General features: G+C 58.1%; 18 protein-coding genes. 9 read left to right on the forward strand and 9 right to left on the reverse strand.

The features are described 5' to 3' along the window. Window positions 1-3: 3 nt before the first annotated feature. Together DCS96_RS18730 and trxB are read right to left on the reverse strand one after the other, a co-directional pair. A complete protein-coding gene (locus tag DCS96_RS18730; RefSeq protein ID WP_232818147.1) occupies window positions 4-297 on the reverse strand; it encodes a hypothetical protein in 294 nt (97 codons plus the stop codon). A gap of 290 nt (window positions 298-587) precedes the next feature. Beyond that, the gene (trxB, locus tag DCS96_RS00220) at window positions 588-1,541 is read right to left on the reverse strand and encodes a thioredoxin-disulfide reductase (RefSeq protein WP_116472383.1); all 954 of its coding nucleotides are present in this window, start codon (window positions 1,539-1,541) and stop codon (window positions 588-590) included. Window positions 1,542-2,221: 680 nt separating this feature from the next. Between trxB and lrp the strand changes: the two genes are divergently transcribed. The 7 genes from lrp to purF all read left to right on the forward strand — a co-directional run bounded on the left by lrp (window position 2,222) and on the right by purF (window position 13,217). After that, window positions 2,222-2,737, forward strand: a complete 516-nt coding sequence (lrp, locus tag DCS96_RS00225; RefSeq protein ID WP_425583078.1) for a leucine-responsive transcriptional regulator Lrp — start codon at window positions 2,222-2,224, stop codon at window positions 2,735-2,737. A 167-nt stretch (window positions 2,738-2,904) separates the two neighbouring features. Then, on the forward strand, window positions 2,905-5,520 hold the full coding sequence (locus DCS96_RS00230; RefSeq protein ID WP_116472385.1) for a DNA translocase FtsK: 2,616 nt from the start codon (window positions 2,905-2,907) through the stop codon (window positions 5,518-5,520). A gap of 2 nt (window positions 5,521-5,522) precedes the next feature. Continuing rightward, entirely contained in the window at window positions 5,523-6,131 is a 609-nt protein-coding gene (lolA, locus tag DCS96_RS00235; protein ID WP_116472386.1) for an outer membrane lipoprotein chaperone LolA, read from the forward strand. Between the two features lie 226 nt (window positions 6,132-6,357). Beyond that, window positions 6,358-7,683, forward strand: coding sequence for a replication-associated recombination protein A (locus tag DCS96_RS00240; RefSeq protein ID WP_116472387.1), 1,326 nt, complete (start codon window positions 6,358-6,360; stop codon window positions 7,681-7,683). Between the two features lie 1,747 nt (window positions 7,684-9,430). Next, entirely contained in the window at window positions 9,431-10,729 is a 1,299-nt protein-coding gene (gene serS, locus DCS96_RS00245; RefSeq protein WP_116472388.1) for a serine--tRNA ligase, read from the forward strand. A 458-nt stretch (window positions 10,730-11,187) separates the two neighbouring features. After that, window positions 11,188-11,676, forward strand: a complete 489-nt coding sequence (locus DCS96_RS00250; protein ID WP_116474466.1) for a CvpA family protein — start codon at window positions 11,188-11,190, stop codon at window positions 11,674-11,676. Between the two features lie 20 nt (window positions 11,677-11,696). Further along, a complete protein-coding gene (gene purF / locus DCS96_RS00255; protein WP_116472389.1) occupies window positions 11,697-13,217 on the forward strand; it encodes an amidophosphoribosyltransferase in 1,521 nt (506 codons plus the stop codon). Between the two features lie 301 nt (window positions 13,218-13,518). Here the strand turns inward: purF and DCS96_RS00260 are convergent, their stop codons facing one another. From DCS96_RS00260 to DCS96_RS00275, 4 genes are all read right to left on the reverse strand, one after another. Then, a complete protein-coding gene (locus DCS96_RS00260) occupies window positions 13,519-14,178 on the reverse strand; it encodes a Yip1 family protein (protein WP_232818148.1) in 660 nt (219 codons plus the stop codon). Between the two features lie 114 nt (window positions 14,179-14,292). Continuing rightward, window positions 14,293-14,712, reverse strand: a complete 420-nt coding sequence (locus DCS96_RS00265) for an MOSC domain-containing protein (RefSeq protein WP_157953542.1) — start codon at window positions 14,710-14,712, stop codon at window positions 14,293-14,295. Between the two features lie 614 nt (window positions 14,713-15,326). Continuing rightward, the gene (locus tag DCS96_RS00270; RefSeq protein WP_116472392.1) at window positions 15,327-16,091 is read right to left on the reverse strand and encodes an alpha/beta fold hydrolase; all 765 of its coding nucleotides are present in this window, start codon (window positions 16,089-16,091) and stop codon (window positions 15,327-15,329) included. Window positions 16,092-16,348: 257 nt separating this feature from the next. Next, window positions 16,349-16,783: an REP-associated tyrosine transposase gene (locus DCS96_RS00275; RefSeq protein ID WP_116472393.1), complete on the reverse strand. Its 435-nt coding sequence runs from the start codon at window positions 16,781-16,783 to the stop codon at window positions 16,349-16,351. Window positions 16,784-17,005: 222 nt separating this feature from the next. On the opposite strand from DCS96_RS00275, the gene mntA reads away from it, so the two are divergent. Together mntA and hepT are read left to right on the forward strand one after the other, a co-directional pair. Then, window positions 17,006-17,395 (forward strand): type VII toxin-antitoxin system MntA family adenylyltransferase antitoxin, encoded by a 390-nt coding sequence (mntA, locus tag DCS96_RS00280; RefSeq protein ID WP_116472394.1) that lies wholly within the window; start codon window positions 17,006-17,008, stop codon window positions 17,393-17,395. 2 nt (window positions 17,396-17,397) lie between these two features. Next, the gene (hepT, locus tag DCS96_RS00285) at window positions 17,398-17,817 is read left to right on the forward strand and encodes a type VII toxin-antitoxin system HepT family RNase toxin (protein WP_116472395.1); all 420 of its coding nucleotides are present in this window, start codon (window positions 17,398-17,400) and stop codon (window positions 17,815-17,817) included. 293 nt (window positions 17,818-18,110) lie between these two features. Here hepT and DCS96_RS00290 read toward each other — a convergent pair whose 3' ends face one another. The 3 genes from DCS96_RS00290 to DCS96_RS00300 form a co-directional block, all read right to left on the reverse strand. Beyond that, window positions 18,111-19,136, reverse strand: a complete 1,026-nt coding sequence (locus DCS96_RS00290; protein WP_157953543.1) for a DUF2817 domain-containing protein — start codon at window positions 19,134-19,136, stop codon at window positions 18,111-18,113. 435 nt (window positions 19,137-19,571) lie between these two features. Beyond that, window positions 19,572-20,897 carry an O-antigen ligase family protein gene (locus DCS96_RS00295; RefSeq protein WP_116472397.1) on the reverse strand — a complete coding sequence of 442 codons (1,326 nt, stop codon included), beginning with the start codon at window positions 20,895-20,897 and terminating at the stop codon, window positions 19,572-19,574. Window positions 20,898-21,423: 526 nt separating this feature from the next. Further along, window positions 21,424-22,008 carry a hypothetical protein gene (locus DCS96_RS00300; RefSeq protein ID WP_116472398.1) on the reverse strand — a complete coding sequence of 195 codons (585 nt, stop codon included), beginning with the start codon at window positions 22,006-22,008 and terminating at the stop codon, window positions 21,424-21,426. Window positions 22,009-22,112 lie beyond the last annotated feature (104 nt).

Genomic DNA, 22,112 nt, shown 5'->3' on the forward strand with positions numbered 1-22,112 from the left:
CCCTTATTCCTGCCCGGGGTCGAGCCGGACCCTGGCTGTTTTTTCGTCTATAACATCCCGAATGGTCTGGCGCACTTGTTGTGATGATGTCACATCTTCTTTGGCACAAAGAGTTTCGAGCATGGCTTTTTTTCGGGAGGCGGTCAGTAAGGTCAGACGAGCGCTATCTTGTTCCATTATGACTCCGGGATTTCTGGCAATCATGTTAATCAAGTTAACACCGAGTGATTCATGGATGGGAATATAATCATCACTCATTTTCCATGCAATGGCTGTCGGAGGCGTTATCGCGCCCATCTGCTTGCTTAGCGAAGGCCGGCGGAGTGCACGGTGAGGCAGGGGGGCGGCCCCGCGGCGAGCTGGCCACAGTCCACCGAAGATCTTCAGGTTTATTGTGGGAGGCCCGACCTCGGGGCGATATGGCCGAAGGCCATAAAAATGAAGTTGCAGGAAGCTTGTGTCCGGGGTTACTGGCTCAGGTCATTGAATATCCTTCGGATATTATCGCGGCGAGGTCGCCCCTCCTGCAGCAGGCCTAAATTCTGCGGAGGCCCTGTGGGAGCCGCGATCCCGCGGCTCCTGCAGCATTACTCCTGAGCGTCCAGGTAGCGCTCGGCGTCGAGGGCGGCCATGCAGCCGGTGCCGGCGGAGGTAATGGCCTGACGATAGACATGATCCATCACGTCACCGGCGGCGAATACGCCTTCGATGCTGGTCTGGGTGGCATTGCCCTGGGTGCCGGACTGTACTGTCAGGTAGCCGTTGGCCATTTCCAGCTGGCCTTCGAAGATCTGGGTGTTGGGCTGATGGCCGATGGCCACAAATACCCCGGTGACATCCAGTTGTTCGGTCTGCTCCGAGCCGGTGTCTTTCAGGCGGATCCCGGTCACGCCCATGTCATCGCCCAGTACTTCATCCAGGGTACGGTTGGTGTGCAGCACGATATTGCCGTTGTTGACCTTGTCCATCAGCCGGTCGATCAGGATCTTCTCGGAGCGGAACTGCTCGCGTCGATGTACCAGGTGCACTTCCGACGCGATATTGGCCAGGTACAGGGCCTCTTCCACAGCCGTGTTGCCGCCACCGATCACGGCGACCTTCTGATTGCGATAAAAGAATCCGTCACAGGTGGCACAGGCGGACACACCGCGGCCCTTGAAGGCTTCTTCCGAGGGGAGCCCCAGGTACTTGGCGGAAGCGCCGGTAGCGATGACCAGGGCGTCACAGGTGTATTCGCCGTTGTCGCCCTTCAGGCGGAAGGGGCGCTGTTGCAGTTCGACTTCATTGATATGGTCGAACAGGATTTCGGTTTCAAAGCGTTCGGCGTGCTCTTTCATCCGCTCCATCAGGGCCGGACCGGTCAAGCCTTCCGCATCACCGGGCCAGTTTTCCACTTCCGTGGTGGTGGTCAGCTGACCGCCTTGCTGAATACCTGTCACCAGTACGGGATTGAGGTTGGCCCGTGCAGCATACACGGCGGCGGTGTAGCCTGCAGGGCCGGAACCCAGGATTAGCAATTTGGCGTGTTTGGCTTGGCTCATCTATGTCTCTCCAACCTTGGCAATATGCACATTTTGATGCGTCCGATTGTAGGGGATAGGCCAAAGGTAATAAAGACCAAGAAAGCGATTGCCCCAATCGCCCGGGTATTGACTGTACTCATAAGTTAACAGGGGTGTAGTTGAAACCTGCCGGTAGCCATAGGCCGGCGATAGCGCACTGTGTGTAAAAAAGCGTTATATCGAATAGTTATGCATTATAACCTTAAGCAAGGTGCTTGGTTTAAAGTTATCACTTTACATAACATAATCGAGGTAAGGCGTGAAAATTCCTTTTGATATGGAATTATTATTTGTGAAAGGTTAGCTTTATAGTGTGTTTGACTGTAACTGTGTTTTATGGGAAAAAACGAGAATATTGCAACGATTAATCCTATTCAGCCGACAAAAAAACCACAAACAAGCAGAACAAACAGTTGATTTCCAAGTTATCTGCTATTTTTCTTCGTTTTGTCATGCTATGTTGTGGTAGGCTTTATTTTAATAGCTAATCGATAATTTTAGTTTTTTATTTACTTTGATGCGGAGCGGGCAGCCATGTCAGGCTGTATGGACAGGTTGCCGGGCCGGGGCACAATATACCTTTGATGTGATAGGCATCTTGTGTTTTTCTGTGGTTTTGTGCCATATAAGTTTGTTGTTAATAGTGGGATATATCGAAGATGAGCCAAAGGATGGATGAAGTACTGGACTCCAACAGCCGGCCGGCAAAAGAGCTGGATCGGATCGACCGCAATATACTCAATGAATTGCAGCAGGATGGCCGTATTTCAAATGTGGAATTGTCCAAACGTGTCGGTTTGAGTCCCACTCCTTGTCTGGAGCGGGTGCGCCGCCTGGAGCGACAGGGGTATATCGAAGGCTATACCGCGATCCTTAATCCCCAGTTCCTCGACGCCTCCCTGCTGGTATTCGTGGAGATCACCCTGAACCGGGGCACACCCGATGTGTTTGACGAGTTCAATGATGCGGTACAGGCCCTGGAAGAAATCCAGGAGTGCCATCTGGTTTCCGGCGACTTCGACTACCTGTTAAAGACCCGGGTAGCCGACATGTCGGCCTACCGTCAGCTGCTGGGGGAAACCCTGCTGCGGCTGCCAGGAGTCAACGACACCCGCACTTATGTGGTGATGGAAGAGGTTAAACAGAGTAATCGTCTGGTGATAAACACGCGATAGGCTGTGCTTAGCCGCCCGGCTCTGGTATTTTTATGCCGGACGGGAACCAAGTCGAGTCAGACCAACGAGCGGCCCAGTGCCGCTCGTTTGTTGTTTGGGGCCAGACGACCTTTCCTGTCGCTTATCTGAGTCAGAATGTAATAACAATAATACCGAGGAGCAGGCGTTTGGCTGAGAAAAAGCTGTTTACTCCCATGTCTGGTTTACAGCGTCTGTTTGAGGCCGGATTAATCATCATCATCTTGCTGTCCGTCTATATGATGCTGGCGCTGGTGTCTTATCACCCCTCCGATCCCGGCTGGTCACAGACCGCCTGGGGAGGCGAGATCAGCAACGCAGCTGGACCTGCGGGGGCCTGGCTGGCCGATATCCTGTTGTTTGTCTTTGGCTTTTCGGCTTATGTGTTGCCGGCGGCACTGGTCCTGCTGGGCTGGTCCCTGTTATGGCGCCCGAAAAGCCTGGGCCAGATCTGCTATCTCACCCTCAGCCTGCGTATTGTCGGTTTCCTGTTGCTGGCCTTCAGCTTGTTGGCGCTGGCCAGCATGAATGTCAGCAATATTTATTATTTTTCTGCCGGAGGCTTGATCGGTGACATGCTGGCCGGCGCCATGAACCCGATATTCGGCTGGCTGGGCACCACCCTGTTGCTGCTCTGTGGCTTTGCCACCGGGGTGACCTTTTTCACCGGCTGGTCCTGGCTGCTGATTGTCGAGCGGCTGGGCGCCCTGGTAATGCAGGCCCCGGGCTGGCTCGCCAATTCACCGGCCCGGATCCATGCCTGGCAGGAAAAACGGCGCTCCAGTCAGAACGCGGTGCCGTCGAGAGAGGTCGTGGATAACTCAACCATTCCGGCGCTGCCGGATGACTCCGGCCTTTCTACCTGGGAGAAACTCAAGAGTCGCCTGGAAAGCTATCATCAGCCCGATCCCGAGGCCGATTGGGATCAGGATGAAGGGGACCCTTTGCTGAGCACGGCGGCGCCCGCGCCTGCGAGTCGCGGCTCACTGCAGAAAAAAGTCCCGCCGTTGCGCAGGGAGCCGGTTTTTAGTTCTGCCGCGACAGACAATGAGCTTTACCAGGAACCGCCGACCCGATCAGCGCCGCCGATCCGGCCGGCGCCCCCGGCCAGCGAAGATATGCCCCGGCGAAATCCGGACTGGGAACTGGATGATGACGATGATGAGCTGCTGGAGCTGCCCTGGCTGCAGCCCGAGTCGGAAGAGGAAGAGGAACAGGCGCCACCGCCCGCCAGGTCGACGCCCGTGGCCGTGCCCAAGCGGCAGGCGCTGCCGCCCTTGCCCTCGGTTGAATTGCTGGATTTGCCCCAGCGGCAGCATCAGCCGGTCAGTGAAACCGAGCTGGAGCGTATTGCCCGCCTGGTGGAAGCCAAGCTGGCCGACTATAACGTGCAGGCCAGTGTGGTGGGGGTGTATCCGGGGCCGGTGATCACCCGCTTCGAGCTGGATCTGGCGCCCGGCGTCAAGGTCAGCAAGATAACCAACCTGGCCCGGGATCTGGCCCGCTCCCTGTCGGCGATTAGCGTACGGGTGGTGGAAGTCATCCCCGGCAAGCCCTATGTGGGCCTGGAGTTGCCCAACAGCCGGCGGGAAACCGTGTTCCTGCGGGAAGTGCTAGACAGCGACGCCTTCCGCCACAGCGAGCATCCCCTGACCCTGGTGCTGGGGCAGGATATCGCCGGCGAGCCGGTGGTGGCCAACCTGGCGCGCATGCCCCATGTGCTGGTGGCCGGTACCACCGGCTCGGGCAAGTCGGTGGGTGTTAACGTGATGATCCTGTCCATGCTCTACAAGGCCAGCCCGGAAGACGTGCGCTTTATCATGATCGATCCCAAGATGCTGGAGTTGTCGGTCTATGAGGGTATTCCCCATCTGCTGACCGAGGTGGTCACCGATATGAAGGAGGCGGCCAATGCCCTGCGCTGGTGTGTGGGCGAGATGGAGCGCCGCTACAAGCTGATGTCGGCCATGGGCGTGCGTAACCTCAAGGGCTTCAATGCCAAGGTGCAGGACGCCATCAATGCCGGCGAGCCGCTGCGGGATCCCCTGTGGCAACCGACCCAGTCGATGGACACCTATCCGCCGGCGCTGGAAAAGCTGCCCCACATAGTGGTGGTGATCGACGAATTCGCCGACATGATGATGATCGTCGGCAAGAAGGTGGAAGAACTGATTGCCCGCATCGCCCAGAAGGCGAGGGCGGCCGGTATTCACCTGATCCTGGCGACCCAGCGCCCCTCGGTGGATGTGATCACCGGCCTGATCAAGGCCAATATTCCCACCCGGATGTCGTTCCAGGTATCGAGCAAGATAGACTCGCGCACCATACTGGATCAGCAAGGGGCCGAATCCCTGCTGGGCATGGGTGACATGCTCTACCTGCCGGCCGGAGACAGCAACCCGACCCGGGTACACGGTGCCTTTGTTGACGATCATGAAGTGCACAAGGTGGTGGCCGACTGGAAGGCCAGGGGAGAGCCCAACTACATAGACGAGATCCTCAACGGCGATGTGGGCGCCGATGGCCTGCTGCCCGGGGAAGCCCCCGAAGGCGGCGATGACGAGCTGGACCCCCTGTTCGACGAAGCGGTAGCTTTTGTCGTAGAGAGTCGTCGTGGCTCTACCTCCAGCGTGCAACGCAAGTTCAAAATAGGCTACAACAGGGCCGCCCGTATTATCGAACAGATGGAATACCAGGGTATCGTCAGTCCTGCGGGTGGTAATGGTCAACGTGAAGTGCTGGCGCCTCCGCCAGCCCGGGAGTAAAAATGAAAAAACTGGCAACCCTAGGCCTGCTGTTGTTATCTGTCAGCAGTGCCGCCCTGGCCGATGCCCGGGCCGATTTACAGAAAAAACTGGCCACCTTCGAGCGCTTTTCGGCCAGCTTCAGCCAGCAGGTGTTCGACGAACAGGGCAAGCCGATGCAGAGTGCCGGCGGCACCATGGAGTTGTCTCGTCCGGATCGCTTCCGCTGGCATACCCAGGTGCCGGATGAGAGCCTGATTGTGTCCAACGGCACCGATGTGTGGATGTTTGATCCCTTTGTCGAGCAGGTGACCATAGTGCCACTGGCCGAGGCGGTGCTGAATACTCCCTTCCTGCTGATTGCCGGCAGCGACGGGCGTCGCTGGCAGCAATACGATGTCAGCAGGCAGGGGGATGCCTATGTGGTTAAAAGCCGCAATGCGGCCGAGCTCATCAAGGAGTTCAGCCTGACCTTTGACCGCCAGAATCGTATCAAGCGGTTTGTGGTGGTCGAATCCGGAGGCCAGCGCAGCGAGTTTCGCCTGAGCGAAGTGGACACGGCACCGGCCTTTCAGGCCGGTCGCTTCCAGTTTACCCCGCCCGCCGGGGTGATGATCGACGATCAACGCTGAGCAGCGGGAGCACGGATTGGGGAAATGGGATTGGTGAAATAAGGCCATAAATGCAGGAGGCGCGACCCCGCGGCGAGTAGGCCAAAGGCCATAATAATGTGAAAGGCTCGACCCAGCGGCGATAGGGTTGTACTGTGCCCCCTATTATCGCGCCGGGGTCGACGCTCCCACAGGAACCACAGCTTCCACCATTTCCCCAGATTCAATGTTTGCCGCAGGAGGCCGAATGAGCACCCTTAACCTGGACTTTGAAGAAGACTTCCGCCCGCTGGCGGCTCGCATGCGGCCTCAGCGGCTGGAGCACTATCTGGGGCAGCAGCATATTCTGGGGCCTGGCAAGCCCCTGCGCCGGGCACTGGAAGCGGGTCACTGTCATTCCATGATCCTGTGGGGGCCGCCCGGCACCGGTAAAACCACCCTGGCCGAACTGATCGCCATCTACTGCGACGCCCAGGTGGAGAGGGTGTCGGCCGTCACCTCAGGGGTAAAGGAAATCCGGGCCGCCATCGAGCGGGCCAGGGAGCACAAGCAGGCCGGCCGGCGAACCATACTGTTTGTGGACGAAGTCCACCGCTTCAATAAGTCTCAGCAAGACGCCTTCCTACCCCATATCGAAGACGGCACCGTCACCTTCGTCGGCGCCACCACCGAAAACCCCTCATTCGAGCTGAATAACGCACTGCTGTCCCGGGCCCGGGTCTATCTGCTCAAGCGGCTGGAAGAGGGGGATATCGAAGCCATGATCGAGCAGGCGCTGACCGACCCCAGGGGACTGGCCGATCTGCCCCTGTCGCTGGCGCCCGGCGTACAGCAGGCGCTGGCCCGGCTGGTGGACGGCGATGGCCGTAAGGCCTTGAATTATCTGGAGCTGCTGGTTGATATGGCGACAGAACAGGACGGCCGGCGGCATATCGACAAGACGTTGCTGGCGGAGGTGACCGGGGAGCGTCAGGCCCGCTTCGATAACCAGGGAGATCTGTATTACGACTTGATCTCGGCCATTCACAAATCGATCCGCGGCTCCAATCCCGACGCCGGTCTGTATTGGTATGCCCGTATGATAACCGCCGGCTGTGATCCTCTGTATATTGCCCGCCGGCTGCTGGCCATTGCCTCCGAAGACGTGGGCCTGGCCGATCCCAAAGCAATGGAAGTGGCGTTGGCCGCCTGGGATTGCTTTACCCGGGTCGGGCCGGCGGAAGGGGAGCGGGCCATCGCTCAGGCGATTGTCTATCTTGCCTGCGCCCCCAAGAGCAACGCCCTGTATACCGCCTGGAAAGCGGCATTGCGGGATGCCAGGGAGCAGCCCGATTTTGATGTGCCCATCCACCTGCGCAATGCACCGACCAGGCTGATGAAAGAACTGGGCCATGGTGCCGAATACCGTTATGCCCACAACGAGCCCGGCGCCTACGCCGCCGGCGAATGCTACCTGCCCGAAGCACTGGCCGAGCGTAGCTATTACCAGCCCAACGAACGGGGCTTCGAACAAAAGATCAAGGCCAAACTGGAATACCTGCACCAGCTGGACGAACAGGCAAAGCAATCATAGAGTGAGGCTGACCCCGGGCGAGTTGGCCGCCAGGCCACCGAAGATTTTCAGATTTCCTGTGGGAGGCGCGACCTCGGGGCGATATGGCCGCCAGGCCATCAAGATGAAGTTGCACGAAGCCCGCTCCGGGGTTACTGGCCCAGGTCATTGAATATCCTTCGGATATTATCGCGCCGGGGTCGACGCTCCCACAGCAAACCCCAGACCCGGCAGGTGTCCTGTGGGAGGCGCGACCTCGGGGCGATATGGCCGCCAGGCCATCAAGATGAAGTTGCACGAAGCCCGCTCCGGGGTTACTGGCCCAGGATATTCAATATCTTTCGGATATTATCGCGCCGGGGTCGACGCTCCCACAGCAAACCTCAGACCCGGCAAATAACCCTGTGGGAGGCGCGACCTCGCGGCGAGTTGGCCGCCAGGCCATAAAGATGTCATTGCACGAAGCCCGCTCCTGGGGCCATTGGTTGAGGCCATTAAATATCCTTCGGATATTATCGCGCCGGGGTCGACGCTCCCACAGCAAACCCCAGACCTGGCAAATAACCTTGTGGGAGGCCCGACCCCGCGGCGATTTGTGGGAGGCCCGACCTCGGGGCGATATGGCCGAAGGCCATAAAAATGTAGTTGCAGGAAGCCCGCTCCGGGCTCACTGGCTCAGGTCATTGAATATCCTTCGGATATTATCGCGGCGAGGTCGACGCCCCCACAGCAAACCCCAGGCCCGGCAAATAACTCTGTGGGAGGCGCGACCCCGCGGCGGTTGGCCGCCAGGCCATCAAGATGTCATTGCACGAAGCCCGCTCCTGGGGCCATTGGTTGAGGCCATTAAATATCCTTCGGATATTATCGCGCCGGGGTCGACGCTCCCACAGCAAACCCCAGACCCGGCAAATAACCCTGTGGGAGGCGCGACCTCGGGGCGATTTGTGGGAGGCCCGACCTCGGGGCGAGTTGGCCGAAAGGCCATAAAGATGTTGCTGCACGAAGCCCGCTCCGGGCTCACTGGCTCAGGCCATTGAATATCCTTCGGATATTATCGCGCCGGGGTCGACGCTCCTACAGCAGGCCCAAACTCTGCAGATGCCCTTGTGGGAGGCACGACCTCGCGGCGAGTTGGCCGCCAGGCCATAAAGATGTCATTGCATGAAGCCCGCTCCGGGGTCATTGGCTCAGGTCATTGAATATCCTTCGGATATTATCGCGCCGGGGTCGACGCTCCCACAGCAAACCCCAGACCCGGCAAATAACCTTGTGGGAGACGCGACCCCGCGGCGAGTTGGCCGAAGGCCATCAAGATGTCATTGCACGAAGCCTGCCCCGGGGTTACTGACTCAGGTCATTGAATATCCTTCGGATATTATCGCGCCGGGGTCGACGCTCCCACAGCAAACCCCAGACCCGGCAAATAACCCTGCGGAGCGAACGACCTCGCGGTGAGTTGGCCGCCAGGCCATAAAGATGAAGTTGCACGAAGCTCGCTCCGGGGTTACTGGCCCAGGTCATTGAATATCCTTCGGATATTATCGCGCCGGGGTCGACGCTCCCACAGCAAACCCCAGACCCGGCAAATAACCCTGTGGGAGGCGCGACCCCGCGGCGAGTTGGCCGCAAGGCCATCAACAAAGGTCGCCCCTCCCTCAAACAGGGGCCCCTTTATCCCGGTCCCCGGCCCTGATAAACTCGTCCCCGTATATTTTGAGCCCCGACCCAGCGCCACCCGCGCTTCATTAGAATAAATAGGTAACTCATGCTGGATCCCAAATATCTGCGTAGCGATATCGCCGAAACGGCGGCACGCCTGGTGCGCCGTGGTTTTATTCTGGACGTAGAGCAATTCAACGCACTGGAAGAGAAACGCAAAACCCTGCAGGCCCGCACTCAGGAGCTGCAGGCCGAGCGAAATGCCCGCTCCAAGGCCATCGGCCAGGCAGCCCGCAGCGGTGAGGATATTGCCCCCCTCAAAGCCGCGGTTTCGCAGATTAATGACGAGCTGGATACCTGCAAGGTCGAGCTGGATGCCTTGCTGGAAGAGATCAAGGCCTTTTCCGATGCCATTCCCAACCTGCCTCATGAGTCGGTGCCCCAGGGCAAGGATGAAAACGACAACCTGCTGGTGCGCACGTGGGGAGACCCGACGCAACTGGACTTTGAGCCCAAGGATCACGTTGCATTGGGCGAAGCCCTGGCCGGCCTGGACTTCAAGGGAGCGGTCAAGATCTCCGGCTCCCGCTTTGTGCTGATGCAGGGTCAGATCGCCCGCCTGCACCGGGCGCTGGCCCAGTTTATGCTGGATCTGCATACCACCCAGCATGGCTATACCGAATGTTATGTTCCTTATCTGGTCAATGCCGACAGCCTGTACGGCACCGGTCAGCTGCCCAAGTTTGCCGCCGATCTGTTCCATACCGCCATCGAGGGTGAGGGCGACGATGAGGGCCGGGTGCGACGCTTCTCGCTGATCCCGACTTCGGAAGTCCCGCTGACCAATATCGGCCGGGATGAAATCTTCGATGCGGGCGAACTGCCGCTCAAGTTGACCGCGCATACCCCCTGCTTCCGCTCCGAGGCCGGCTCTTATGGCCGAGACACCCGTGGCCTGATCCGCATGCACCAGTTCGACAAGGTCGAAATGGTGCAGCTGGTTCATCCGGATCGCTCCTGGGATGCCCTGGAAGAAATGGTGGGTCACGCCGAAAAAGTACTGCAGAGCCTGTGCCTGCCGTATCGGGTCATGGCGCTGTGCACCGGCGATATGGGCTTCTCCGCCACCAAGACCTATGATCTTGAAGTCTGGCTGCCGGCGCAGAATACCTACCGGGAGATTTCCTCGATTTCGAATTGTGGTGATTTCCAGGCCCGTCGTATGCAGGCCCGGGTGCGAGATGCCGATGGTAAGCCGCAGCTGCTGCATACCCTCAATGGCTCCGGCCTGGCCGTCGGCCGCACCCTGGTCGCCGTGCTGGAAAACTACCAGCAGGCCGATGGCCGTATTGCCATCCCCGAGGTGCTGCAGCCCTACATGGGTGGCCTGAAGTTTATCGGCTGATATTGGGTGGGAGCGTGCCTCCTGCAGCTACATGTTTATGGCCTGTGGCCAACTCGCCGCGGGGGCGCGCTTCCCACAGGACACCTGCCGGGTCTGGGGTTTGCTGTGGGAGCGTCGACCTCGGCGCGATAATATCCGAAGGATATTCAATGGGCTAATGGTCCCAGGATCGGTCCTCCTACAGGGGCTTCCTGCATTTTGGCCTGTCGGCCTATCGCCACAGGGGCGGGCTTCCTACAGGAAATCTGAAGATCTTCGATGGACTGTGGCCATCTTGCTGTGGGGGCGCGCCTCCCACTCTTGCCGCGATGATGGTTGGCAGTTGTTCTTCTGCCCGGGTCTAGCCTTCCTTATACTGCCCCCGTCGTCCTGAATGAAATTTCTCCGCTTTTTCTTCGCCTTTTGGCGGTCTAGTTTGGTAGAATGCGCGGCAATTGAGAGGTGCCAGGCAATATATGATGGTTTGGATAGACTACGCAATACTCGGTATCATCGGACTTTCCGCATTGATCAGCCTGGTGCGGGGCTTTGTCAAAGAAGCCATGTCCCTGGCCACCTGGGTTGCCGCCTTCTTTGTCGCCAGCCGTTTTTACGCCGATCTGGCGGTACATCTGAGCAACATCTCGGACCCCCTGTTTCGCAATGGCGCGGCCATTGCCATTCTGTTTGTACTAACCCTTATTCTGGGTGCCCTGGTCAACTACATAGTGAGCCAGCTGGTCAGTAAAACCGGCTTGTCGGGCACCGACAGGATACTTGGCGTCTGTTTCGGTGCCGTTCGCGGCGTCTTTATCGTCGCCGCCATGTTACTGCTTATCGACATCCTCACGGCTTTCCCCCAGAGTCCGTGGTGGCGCGAATCCCGTTTGATACCGGAATTCGCCGTCGTTATTCAGTGGTTTTTCAGCCTGATGCAAAATTCATCCAGCTTTTTACCCAAGCCATAGCGAGTTGAGGAAATTAGGACATGTGTGGGATTGTCGGAATTCAAGGCACGACCCCGGTAAATCAGGCGCTCTACGACGCCCTGACCGTATTGCAACACAGAGGTCAAGATGCGGCAGGCATAGTGACCATTTCGGGCGATACCTTCCGCCAGCGCAAGGCCAACGGCCTGGTGCGGGACGTGTTCGAAGAGCGTCATATGGAGCGCTTAATCGGTAATGTAGGAATCGGCCATGTGCGCTATCCCACCGCCGGCAGCAGCAGTGTGGCCCAGGCCCAGCCTTTCTATGTGAACTCTCCCTTTGGTATAGCCCTGGCCCACAACGGCAACCTGACCAATGCTGCCGAGTTGAAGGAAGAACAATTCCGGGTGGCGCGCCGTCATATCAACACCACCTCCGACTCCGAAGTGCTGCTCAACGTGCTGGCCCATGAGCTGGACCAGCAAACCCAGAACCTGCATCTGGAGCCGGCCCACGTGTTCGCCGCCGTCAGCCGGGTGCATCAGCAGGTGCGTGGCGCCTACGGTGCGGTTGCCGTGATCATCGGCCATGGCATGCTGGCGTTCCGCGATCCCAACGGTATTCGCCCCCTGGTGCTGGGCGAGCGCGTTGCCGAAGACGGCAAGAAGGAATACATGGTCGCCTCCGAAAGCGTGGCCTTGGACGCGGTCGGTTTCAGCCTGATCCGTGACATAGCGCCGGGTGAGGCGGTGTACATGACCGAGCAAGGCGAACTCTTTACCCAGCAGTGTGCCGAGCATCCCCAGCATCACTCCTGTATCTTTGAGTACGTTTACTTTGCCCGTCCGGACTCCTTTATCGACAAGGTGTCTGTCTATGGTGCACGGGTACGCATGGGTCAGAAGCTGGGCGCCAAGATTGCCCGGGAGTGGGAAGATCTGGACATCGATGTGGTGATCCCCATCCCCGAAACATCCTGCGATATCGCCCTGGAAATCTCCCAGAACCTGAATATTCCCTACCGTCAGGGCTTTGTGAAGAACCGCTATATCGGCCGTACCTTTATCATGCCCGGCCAGAACCAGCGTAAGCAGTCGGTGCGCCGCAAGCTGAACGCGATTCCTTCCGAGTTCAACGGCAAGAACGTGCTGCTGGTGGATGACTCCATAGTGCGTGGCACCACCTCGGAGCAGATTATCCAGATGGCCCGGGATGCAGGTGCCAAAAAGGTCTATTTTGCCTCTGCCGCCCCGGAAATCCGCTTCCCCAACGTCTATGGCATCGATATGCCTTCCGTCAACGAGCTGATCGCCTACGGTCGGGAAGTGGACGAAATCTGCAAGCTGATCGGCGCCGACGGCCTGATCTACCAGGATCTGCAAGATCTGGAAGACGCCGTGCGTGCCGACAATGCGGATCTGCGCCGCTTTGAAACCTCGGTGTTTACCGGCGACTATGTGACCAAGGACGTCGATCAGGAATACCTGGATGCCCTCAACGCCCAGCGTAGCGACAGCGCCAAACAGGGTGACAGCATAGATAACAGCCACCTGGAAATGTACAACGAAGGCCAGTCCTGAGTTTAAGGGGAGGGTTCTGCAAGGGACCCGCCCCGGTGGTAGCTGCGCCCCCGCGGCGATTGGCTTAGGCTATTAAATATCCTTCGGATATTATCGCGCCGGGGTCGACGCTCCCACAGCAAAGTCCAAAGGCTACAGATGGATTTGTGGGAGGCGCGACCTCGCGGCGATATGGCCGAAGGCCATCAAAAAAGGCTCGCTGCTCCTACAGGAGCAAGGCCCCACCAAGGCCAGCTCTCCCACAAAAATGAAAAAGGCTGAGGAGCTCTCCTCAGCCTTCAAATTTCATCCCTTGATATGGTTATTGGGTGTAAATAGGGCCCAGGCCCCAACTCCAGACAATAACCGACCCCACCATGATGCACACCAGCAGCACCAAACCGCAGGTGACAACCGAGCTGGCATAGATAAAGCCGCGCTCCTCGGGAATATGCATGATAATCGGCACGCCCGAGTAGAGCAGATAAACCGAATAGGCGACACCGGCCAGGCCGACCAGCATCAGGAATACCGGGCTGGGGTAGAGCACGGCCAGACCGGTCATAAACAACGGCGTTGCCGTATAGGCCGCCAGTTCCATACTCTGAGTAAAGTTTGGCTTTGCGCCAAAGGTTTTTGCCATCCAGTAGGTGAGGTAAGCCAACGCGAATACGCCGGCGATCAGCGTGAAATACATGCCTACCGACATGATCAACGCACTCTGCGTGGTCATCATAATGGTATTGCTGGTCCCGAAGTCCCAGCCAATCATGGTGGCCGATACAAATACGCAGACGGAAGGTATCAGCGCGATAAACAACAAATGAACAAGACTGTAGTTTAAGCTTTCGTGATGGTGGTCTATGGTATGCCACTCTTCTTTCGGGTGCGCGTACAGGCCCCAGATATGGTTTAGAATCATAGCCTTATCCCCTTTAAAACCCAAATTGCCAGGCAACTCCCAAGCGAGCCAAGGATACATCCTTTACTCCCGGCTTAAGATAAGTTATTGGTCAGCCAATGGCGTCCGTCAAGAAAGCCGAGGGATAAAGCCCCATTCTGGGAGCTGGAGCAAGTTTGGGGGCTGCTCGTGTGGTTATTGCTGCACAGACAGCCGGTCTCCTACGTTCAGGCGGCCGGAGTCGAGGATCTCGGCCCGAATGCCGCCCAACCCCTTGAGGGCGGCCATCATATCGGCGCCGGTCAGGCGGCTGAGCAGTCGACAGGGATGGCAATGGCGCAATCCCTTGAACCGGACGTCTCCAATCCAGAACTCCTGGCCAAGCAGCTGGGTGACATCCAGGTCAGCAATAACCAGGTTGCGCCGAAAGGCTGCGGTCGGCAGTGCCAGCCCGAGACGCTGGTTACACAAGGCAATGGCATCAAGGCTGATCAGACTCACTTGCCGGCCATGGCTGAAGCATTCCCGCCGGTTAAAACTGCCGAGCTGCAGAAAATAACGATCACCACGCAGCCCCTGGCCGGCCCCGGCCGCTCCCCCCTTGCCAACTATCATCGCGGCTATATGGCACAGGCCACTAAATATCCTTCGGATATTATCGCGCCGGGGTCGACGCTCCCACAGCATAGTCCCAAGGCTGCAGATGCCCTTGTGGGAGGCGCGACCCCGCGGCGAGTTGGCCGACAGGCCATCAAAAATGGAACCCGGCCCCTTGCCGCTCCCCCTTGCCAACTATCATCGCGGCGGGGTCGCCCCTCCTACAGCAAAACCGAAATCCGGCAAATAGCCCTGTGATAGGCCCGCTCCTGGAGCCATTGGTTGAGGTCATTAACTATCCTTCGGATATTATCGCGCCGGGGTCGACGCTCCCACAGCATAGTCCCAAGGCTGCAGATGCCCTTGTGGGAGGCGCGACCCCGCGGCGAGTTGGCCGACAGGCCATCAAAAAATGAGAACCCGGCCCCCGGCCGATAACCCCTGCCAATTATCATCGCGGCGAGGTCGACGCTCCCACAGCATAGTCCCAAGGCTGCAGATGCCCTTGTGGGAGGCGCAACCCCGCGGTGAGTTGGCCGACAGGCCATCAAAATTGGAACCCGGCCCCTTGCCGCTCCCCCTTGCCAACTATCATCGCGGTGGGGCCGTCCTTCCTACAAAAGTCGATGTTGTTACTGTTCCAACCCTTGCTCAACCCATGCCTGTATCTGCTCACATACCCACACCGGCGCATCCAGGGGCAGGTCATGGCCTGCCTGAGGGTGCCGGCGCAGGGGCAGTTGCCAGTGTTCGGCAATGGCCTGGCTGCAGCTGGGGCTAACCAGCTCATCCCCCAGCCCATTGAGTAGCAGCATGGGTACCGACGGTCGGGTGGGAGCCGGGCGATAGCGCAGGGCGGCCAGCAACTGGCACAAGGTGTTCCGGCGGCGGGGGGGTAACTCCCGGGCATAGGCCGCCCAGCGAGTAAGGATGGCAACATCATAGGCCCAAAAACGGCTGGTCAGCTGCAGGATGGCGGCCTCCTGCAGCAGGGGATCCCGTTGCCAGAAGCACCACTTCAACAGCCGCCAGTATACCTGAGGTTTGAGCCGCTGATAAAAGGGGCTGATTCCGGCCAGGCTGCTGTTCATCAGCACCACGGCGTTCAATTCGGTGGGATAGCGGCTGGTCCAGTCTACCGCAACCATGCCGCCGAGTGACAAGGCCAGCAGGTTGAGCGGACCCTGCGCCCGCTCAGCCTGCCAGCGCTGCCTTAACCAGTCGGTGATGTCCTGAATACGGCTCGGGCTCTGCCGATGATATTCACTGCCAAAGCCGGGCAGGTCTGCCAGGAACACCTGATCATGGGGAAAGTATCGTTGAAAGCGGGCGGGAAACTCTTCCCAATGGCGCTGCTCGCGCATTAGCCCCCGTAGCAGAATCCAGCCAGTGCTCATGTTGATTCCTTATATAGAGGCGCTGCTCCGCAGGCGCGATGATCTCTGGTGGCAATCGCCCCGAGGTCGGGCCTCCCACAGGGGCTGAAGGCAGATGAAAATACCTGATGGCCTGTGCCCTCGGGGATGAGTTTCCTGCAACACCATCTTGATGGCCTGGTGGCCATATCGCCCCGAGGTCGGGCCTCCCACTCATCTCCGCGGGCCTGAACTTCCCACAAATACATGACAAAGCTTATAACCCAGGCCCTGGCTTGCTACAGCCAGATGGCATCCCAATGAGGGTATTGCCCTACATTTTTCACCAGTCCTGCTCGAACAGGGTTGGCTACAATATAGCGGGCCAGGCTGCGCAGATCTTCATCGCTTCGCACCCCGTGGTCATGAAATCCATCTTGCCAGATCCTGCGCCCGACTTGCCTGGCAGAGAGCGACTTGATTCGGCCGATCAACCTGGAAAGAGAATCATCCTGCAGCCGTAACAACCAATGCAGATGATCGGGCATAACGACAAATGCCAGCATCTGACAGTGACCTCTTGTTTCGGACTCATGCAAAATTCTGATCAAGGTACGGGCCATATAGAAATCAGAAAAATACCTTATCCTGTCCATAGTAATGGTTGTGACCATGTAAACCTGGCCCGACTCAGAACAACGGCCCTTACGGAGATGGCTGGATGTCCCTTTCATAGCTGGCTCCGGATGGATAGGGTAATCTCATTGTAGCGCCGGATGATGTTGTATGGCCTTGCGGCCAATCGGCCCGAGGTCGAGCCTCCTACAGGGAGCTGTGCCCTCTTTGTGGGAACGTCTATTCCTCCGCCATGTGTCGGAGCCCTCGGCCCTGAAATTTTCAATAAGAAATGCTATGGTTCCAGCACATCAATTTCATGCTCAGGGAGTGAAGACCCGATGAACACGTTGGCACGCATCACCTCCCTGGCCACGCAAGATCCAGACATTGCCGCGCTCTGGCTGTATGGTTCGCGGGCGAGGGGAGATCATTATGCCGACAGCGATTATGACCTGGCCGTCGTCTTTAGCCGTTGGGTGGATAACCCGTTGGAGCGAAGGTTGCGCCCCGAAGAGCTGGCCATAGACTGGCAGCAGCGGCTGGGTATGTCTGAAGGCAGCATAAGCATAGTGGACCTGAGCATAGCGCCCATCCCTCTGGGATGGAGTATTGTCAGTCAGGGTAAGCTATTGCTGGACCAGGTACCCGAGGCCAGAATGAGAGCGGAGCAGCGAGTCTACTCCATGTGGGAGCTAGACTATGTACATCACCATAAACACTTTGGATGACTATGCCCAACACGCAAAATAACGCTTATTTGCTGGCATTGGCGGAACATATCAGCCAATGCGAACTGGACATAACAGAGCTGAAGCAGCGCTTGCGTCAGGCCCCCTGGAGCCGTTTTGAGCAAAAAGCGGCCGAGCGCACTCTACAGGTGTTGATTGAGGCCTGCATCGGAGTTGCCAAGCATTGGGTAAAGAAGGAAGTCGGGCAAACCAGTACCGAAGCGCTTAACTCCTTTAACAGACTGGCCGACAAAGGACTGATAGACCCGCAGACTCCGTGGCGAAAAGTCATTGGTCTGCGTAATGCACTGGTGCATGATTACCTGGAAGTGGATCCGCGGATAGTGCAGGACGTTATCCAGTCCAATTATTATCAACAGCTGATCGATTTTGGCCGTCAGGCCATTAAAGCGTTGCAATAAGCCAGCGGCATTGTGGGAGCGTCGACCCCGGCGCGATAATATCCGAAGGATATTTAATGCTTTGAGCCCATCGCCGCGGGCCGCGCCTCCCACGCTCACCGCCAGGTTTTGATTTTGCTGTAGGAGGGGCGACCTCGCCGCGATAATATCCGAAGGATATTTAATTGCTTAAGCCAATGACCCCGGGTCAGGCCTCCTGCCACTACATTTTGATGGCCTGTCGGCCAACTCACCGTGAAGCCGCGCCTCCCACAGGCTTCATGCCACACTCTGCCGCCCTGCTCCCTTTATATTCATCGGTTGAACCATAGCGCCATTGCCTCTTGCCGCAGTTGTTCGGCCTGTTGTTGTGTCGGCAGCCATAGCCGGTATCCTTCGACTGCCCGCAGCAAGAAATCGATTAAAACCAGGTGGCGGCGCAACACCCGCTGCTGTCGGTGCGGCTTGACCGGGTTGAACAGGCCGGTAAAGCGCAGCAGCTGCAGCGGATTTTTACGAACCCATAACCAGGAGCCCATCTCCAGGGTAAAGGGAGTAAATACCCCGGGCCGGTGTTGGGCCTGCAGGGTAAGGTGATCCCAGAGGTCGCCATGGGTCATGTAATGGAGCCACTGGGGTTCGATGGCGTAATAGTTATGGTTGGGGTAACTGGTTAGAAACAGCCTGCGCAGGGCGGTAATTGTCGCGATATTGGGTGGCGGCTCGCGGCGGCCGGCAAAGGGGAACCAGAGCCTGTCTTGACGGCCGTAGCCGGAGTGGCAATCCAGTGCCAGGCTGAAGGGGCGATCCATTAAATAGTGTGTAACGGCGCTACACAGGGCACTGGCTTCCGGCTCCATGACCTGGCCGCGAAACCAGGGCAAGTGGCGGGTTAGTCGCTGACCCCCCAGGGGCCAGGTCACGGGGCAGCTGGCCTCCACCGGGCTGTTACGCATCAAATCCACGCCATTACCATTGGCGCGCGTGGCCCGCATCAGGCCGACAGGATTGACGATGGGCATAAACACCAGGCTTACCCGCTCCAGCAGATCGTGAGTCAGACCGGACCAGCGCAGACTTTCTACCAGGGAGTGCAGATAGGCCAGCACTACCTGGGTGCCGATCCGCTCCACGCCATGAACACCGCCGAACAGGCCCAGGGCCGGTGCGTCGGCGGCCCGGGAGCCCAGGCGCAATACCTGCACGGGAAAAGTACCCGCTTTGGACTCAACCCAGGCCAGGGTGTGTAATTCGGCATGGGCCCCCGCCCGGGAGGCAAGATCCGCCAGTTGCTCTAACTCGGGCAAGGAGGTCGGCAACAAAGGCGGGGTTGGGGTCATGGGAAGAGGGCTGGCTGAAGACTGCTTTTCAGTGTAGACGGGAATCCACAGCTTGCCATACAGGAGCATTTTCCGGATTTTAATTTTGCCGTAGGAGCGTCGACTCCGCCGCGATAATATCCGAAGGATATTTAATGGCTTGAGCCAGTAAGCCCGGAGCGGGCTTCGTGCAATGACATCTTGATGGCCTGGCGGCCAACTCGCCGCTGGGCCATGCATCCCTCAGGGTCACTGCCGGATTCCGGTTGTGCTGTGGGAGCGTCGACCCCGGCGCGATAATATCCGGAGGATATTTAATAGCTTGAGCCAATGACCCCGGGTCAGGCTTCCTGCAATGACATCTTTATGCCCTGGTGACCATATCGCCGCGAGGTCGCGCCTCCCACATGCCACATATCAGCCTGGAGCAGGACCATCCACATATCGCTCCAAACCTTACCTGGTTCTGCCTTTCTCATGTTTGTTGGCCAACACGGCGATGGCACACAGCACCACGAAGGTGGCGGCGTTGGCGGGAATTTGCAGGTTGAAATCGGTAAAGGAGTGGATCATCAGCGCCAGTATGCCCATGCTGGCGGCAAAGCCCACTCCGCTGCGATACCAGGATTCCCGGTTCCACAGGGCGCGCAGGGCATGCCAGAATGCCAGCAGCACAAAGGCGGCGAGGGGCAAGGTACCGATCAGCCCGTATTCAATGGCGAATTGGATAAAGTCATTATGGGCATGGTCAAAATGATTCACCAGATCCGGTCCGGCATATTGGGGGAAAACGGCCTCGAAACTGCCGGCGCCGGTTCCGGTCAGCCAGTGTTGTTCCAGCAGGGGGATGGCATCCAGATAGGCATCGGCCCTGATTTCATTTTTACGGGCGACCACTACCTCATTAACTACCTGATCTTCAAAGCGGGTATTAACCAAGCGCTCTTTTAATTGATCCAGACCGAAATACTGGCTGATAACCAGGATATCAATCAGCACAAAGCTGGCGAGCAAAATAGAATTTCTGACCCTGTTTTCTTTATTCAACAGAATAAAAACACCACCAATAATTATAAGGCTGATAAAAAAGGCGCTATTACCCATACGTGAGCGGCTCATTACCAGGCCGATAACCATAATTACCAACCCGATGCGTAGCCGCGCCTTGGGACCCATTAGCAACTCCAGTATTGCCTTCCAGCTGAAGGAACCGCCGTCTCGCAGGGCCATCAGCAAACCAATACCGCAAGCCATGGTCAGCTCCAGATAACCGGCCAGGTGGTTGCGGTTAACAAAGGTGCCGGTAGCCACATGGCTGGCCTTGAAAAAGCCCCAATCTACGCCGGAAAGCGCAATAACAGTGCCGACAAATGCCTGCACAGTACCACTGGCAACCAATACCGCCAGCAGCACGGTCAAACGGCGGCGGGTATGGAATACGCTAAGCACCATGATAAACAGCAATGAATAGGCCAGACCCAACATTAGATACTGGAAGCTGGCGCCGATATCCAGGCTGATGCCAAGCCACAACTGCAGGGCGACCCAGCCTTGGGCCATCAACAGTAAGGCCAGCATGGGCCAGGCGGCGCGCAGGGCCCGGCTGAACGGTTTTTCCTGCTTAAGCCGACCTATGGCCCACAGTGTGGCCAGCACACCAACCAGCAAGACCAGTAGGCCCATCGACCAGTCCCGGTTGCTGCCCAGAGGCAAAGGTAGCCAGAGCAACAGTACCAGCAGGCCAAAATAAACAGAAGAATCAACCAGAGAGCGTTTTTCCATATTTTATCCGTTAATAAAGGTGAATCCTGCAGGGGCCCTTTGTGGGCCAGGCCTCTCAAATCCAATGGCATGTGGCCATATCGTCCTGGGACCGAGCTTGCCGTAGGAGCGTCGATCCCGGCGCGATAACATCCGAAGGATATTTAATGACCTGAGCCAGTCACCCTGGGGCCAGGCCTCTCAAATCTTTATGGCCTGTCGGCCAACTCGCCACGGGGTCGCGCCACCCACAGGGGTATTGGCCTGCACCAGGCTTTGTTGCCGGAGGGCAGCCCTGTGGGAGCGTCGACCCCGGCGCGATAATATCCGAAGGATATTTAATGGCTTGAGCCAATCACCCAGGGCCAGGCCTCTTAAATCTTTATGGCCTGTCGGCCAACTCGCTGCAGGGTTGCGCCCCCCACAAAGGCAACTCACTACCATACCAAACAAAAACAGGCATATTAAACAAAAGCGCGCCGTTTGGCGCGCTTTTTGGAACCATTCCCTGATCCGCTATCGTCATTCCCTGTGTTTTGTAACCTGCTTAGCTGGGGCTGGAAGAAGAACCGCCGCCGCCGCCACCGCCACCGGCGGAAGGAGTAGAACCGGTGTTGGTAGAGCCGGTCGCGGCACCACCTGTGGTACCACCGGTAGTGCTGCTGCCGGCAGCGGCTGCAACACCCTTAGCTACGGCGTTCTGCACGGCAACGGCAGCGGCAGGGGCTGCCTTGGTAGCAGCGGTGCTGATGCTGGCGGCAGCGGCAGGGGCAGATTGGGCGGCACCCTGGGCTACTGCGGCAGCCAGTGCCGGCTGGCTGGCAACCTTGGTGGCGGCAGCAGTGGTGATGCTAACCGCAGCAGCCGGGTTGGTAGCTACAACGGCAGCTACGGCGGCCTGCACGGCAGCGGCAGCCTGGGCGGCAGGCATGGTGGCGGCAATGGCAGAAACCACATTGGCTACTGCATCGGCAATAGCGGCTTCGCCTTCGGCAGCCAGCACTTCAGCAGCCAGTTCGGGGGTTAATTCCACACCGGCACCTTGCAGCGCGTCCAGCGCAGCCTGGTCGGCAAGGGCAGGGCCGGCGGCCAGGGCCGCAGCCAGAGAGAGAGCAGTAAGCGTTTTACGCATTGATAAACGTCCTCGTTTTAATATGTGGCCTGCATCCGTAGTGGCCATACGGCCAAACATCAAGGCGCAACCACACTGTGGTTAGAAACAACCATGCTCAAAAA

This window comes from Zobellella maritima (assembly GCF_003075035.1).
Lineage (GTDB): Bacteria > Pseudomonadota > Gammaproteobacteria > Enterobacterales > Aeromonadaceae > Oceanimonas > Oceanimonas maritima.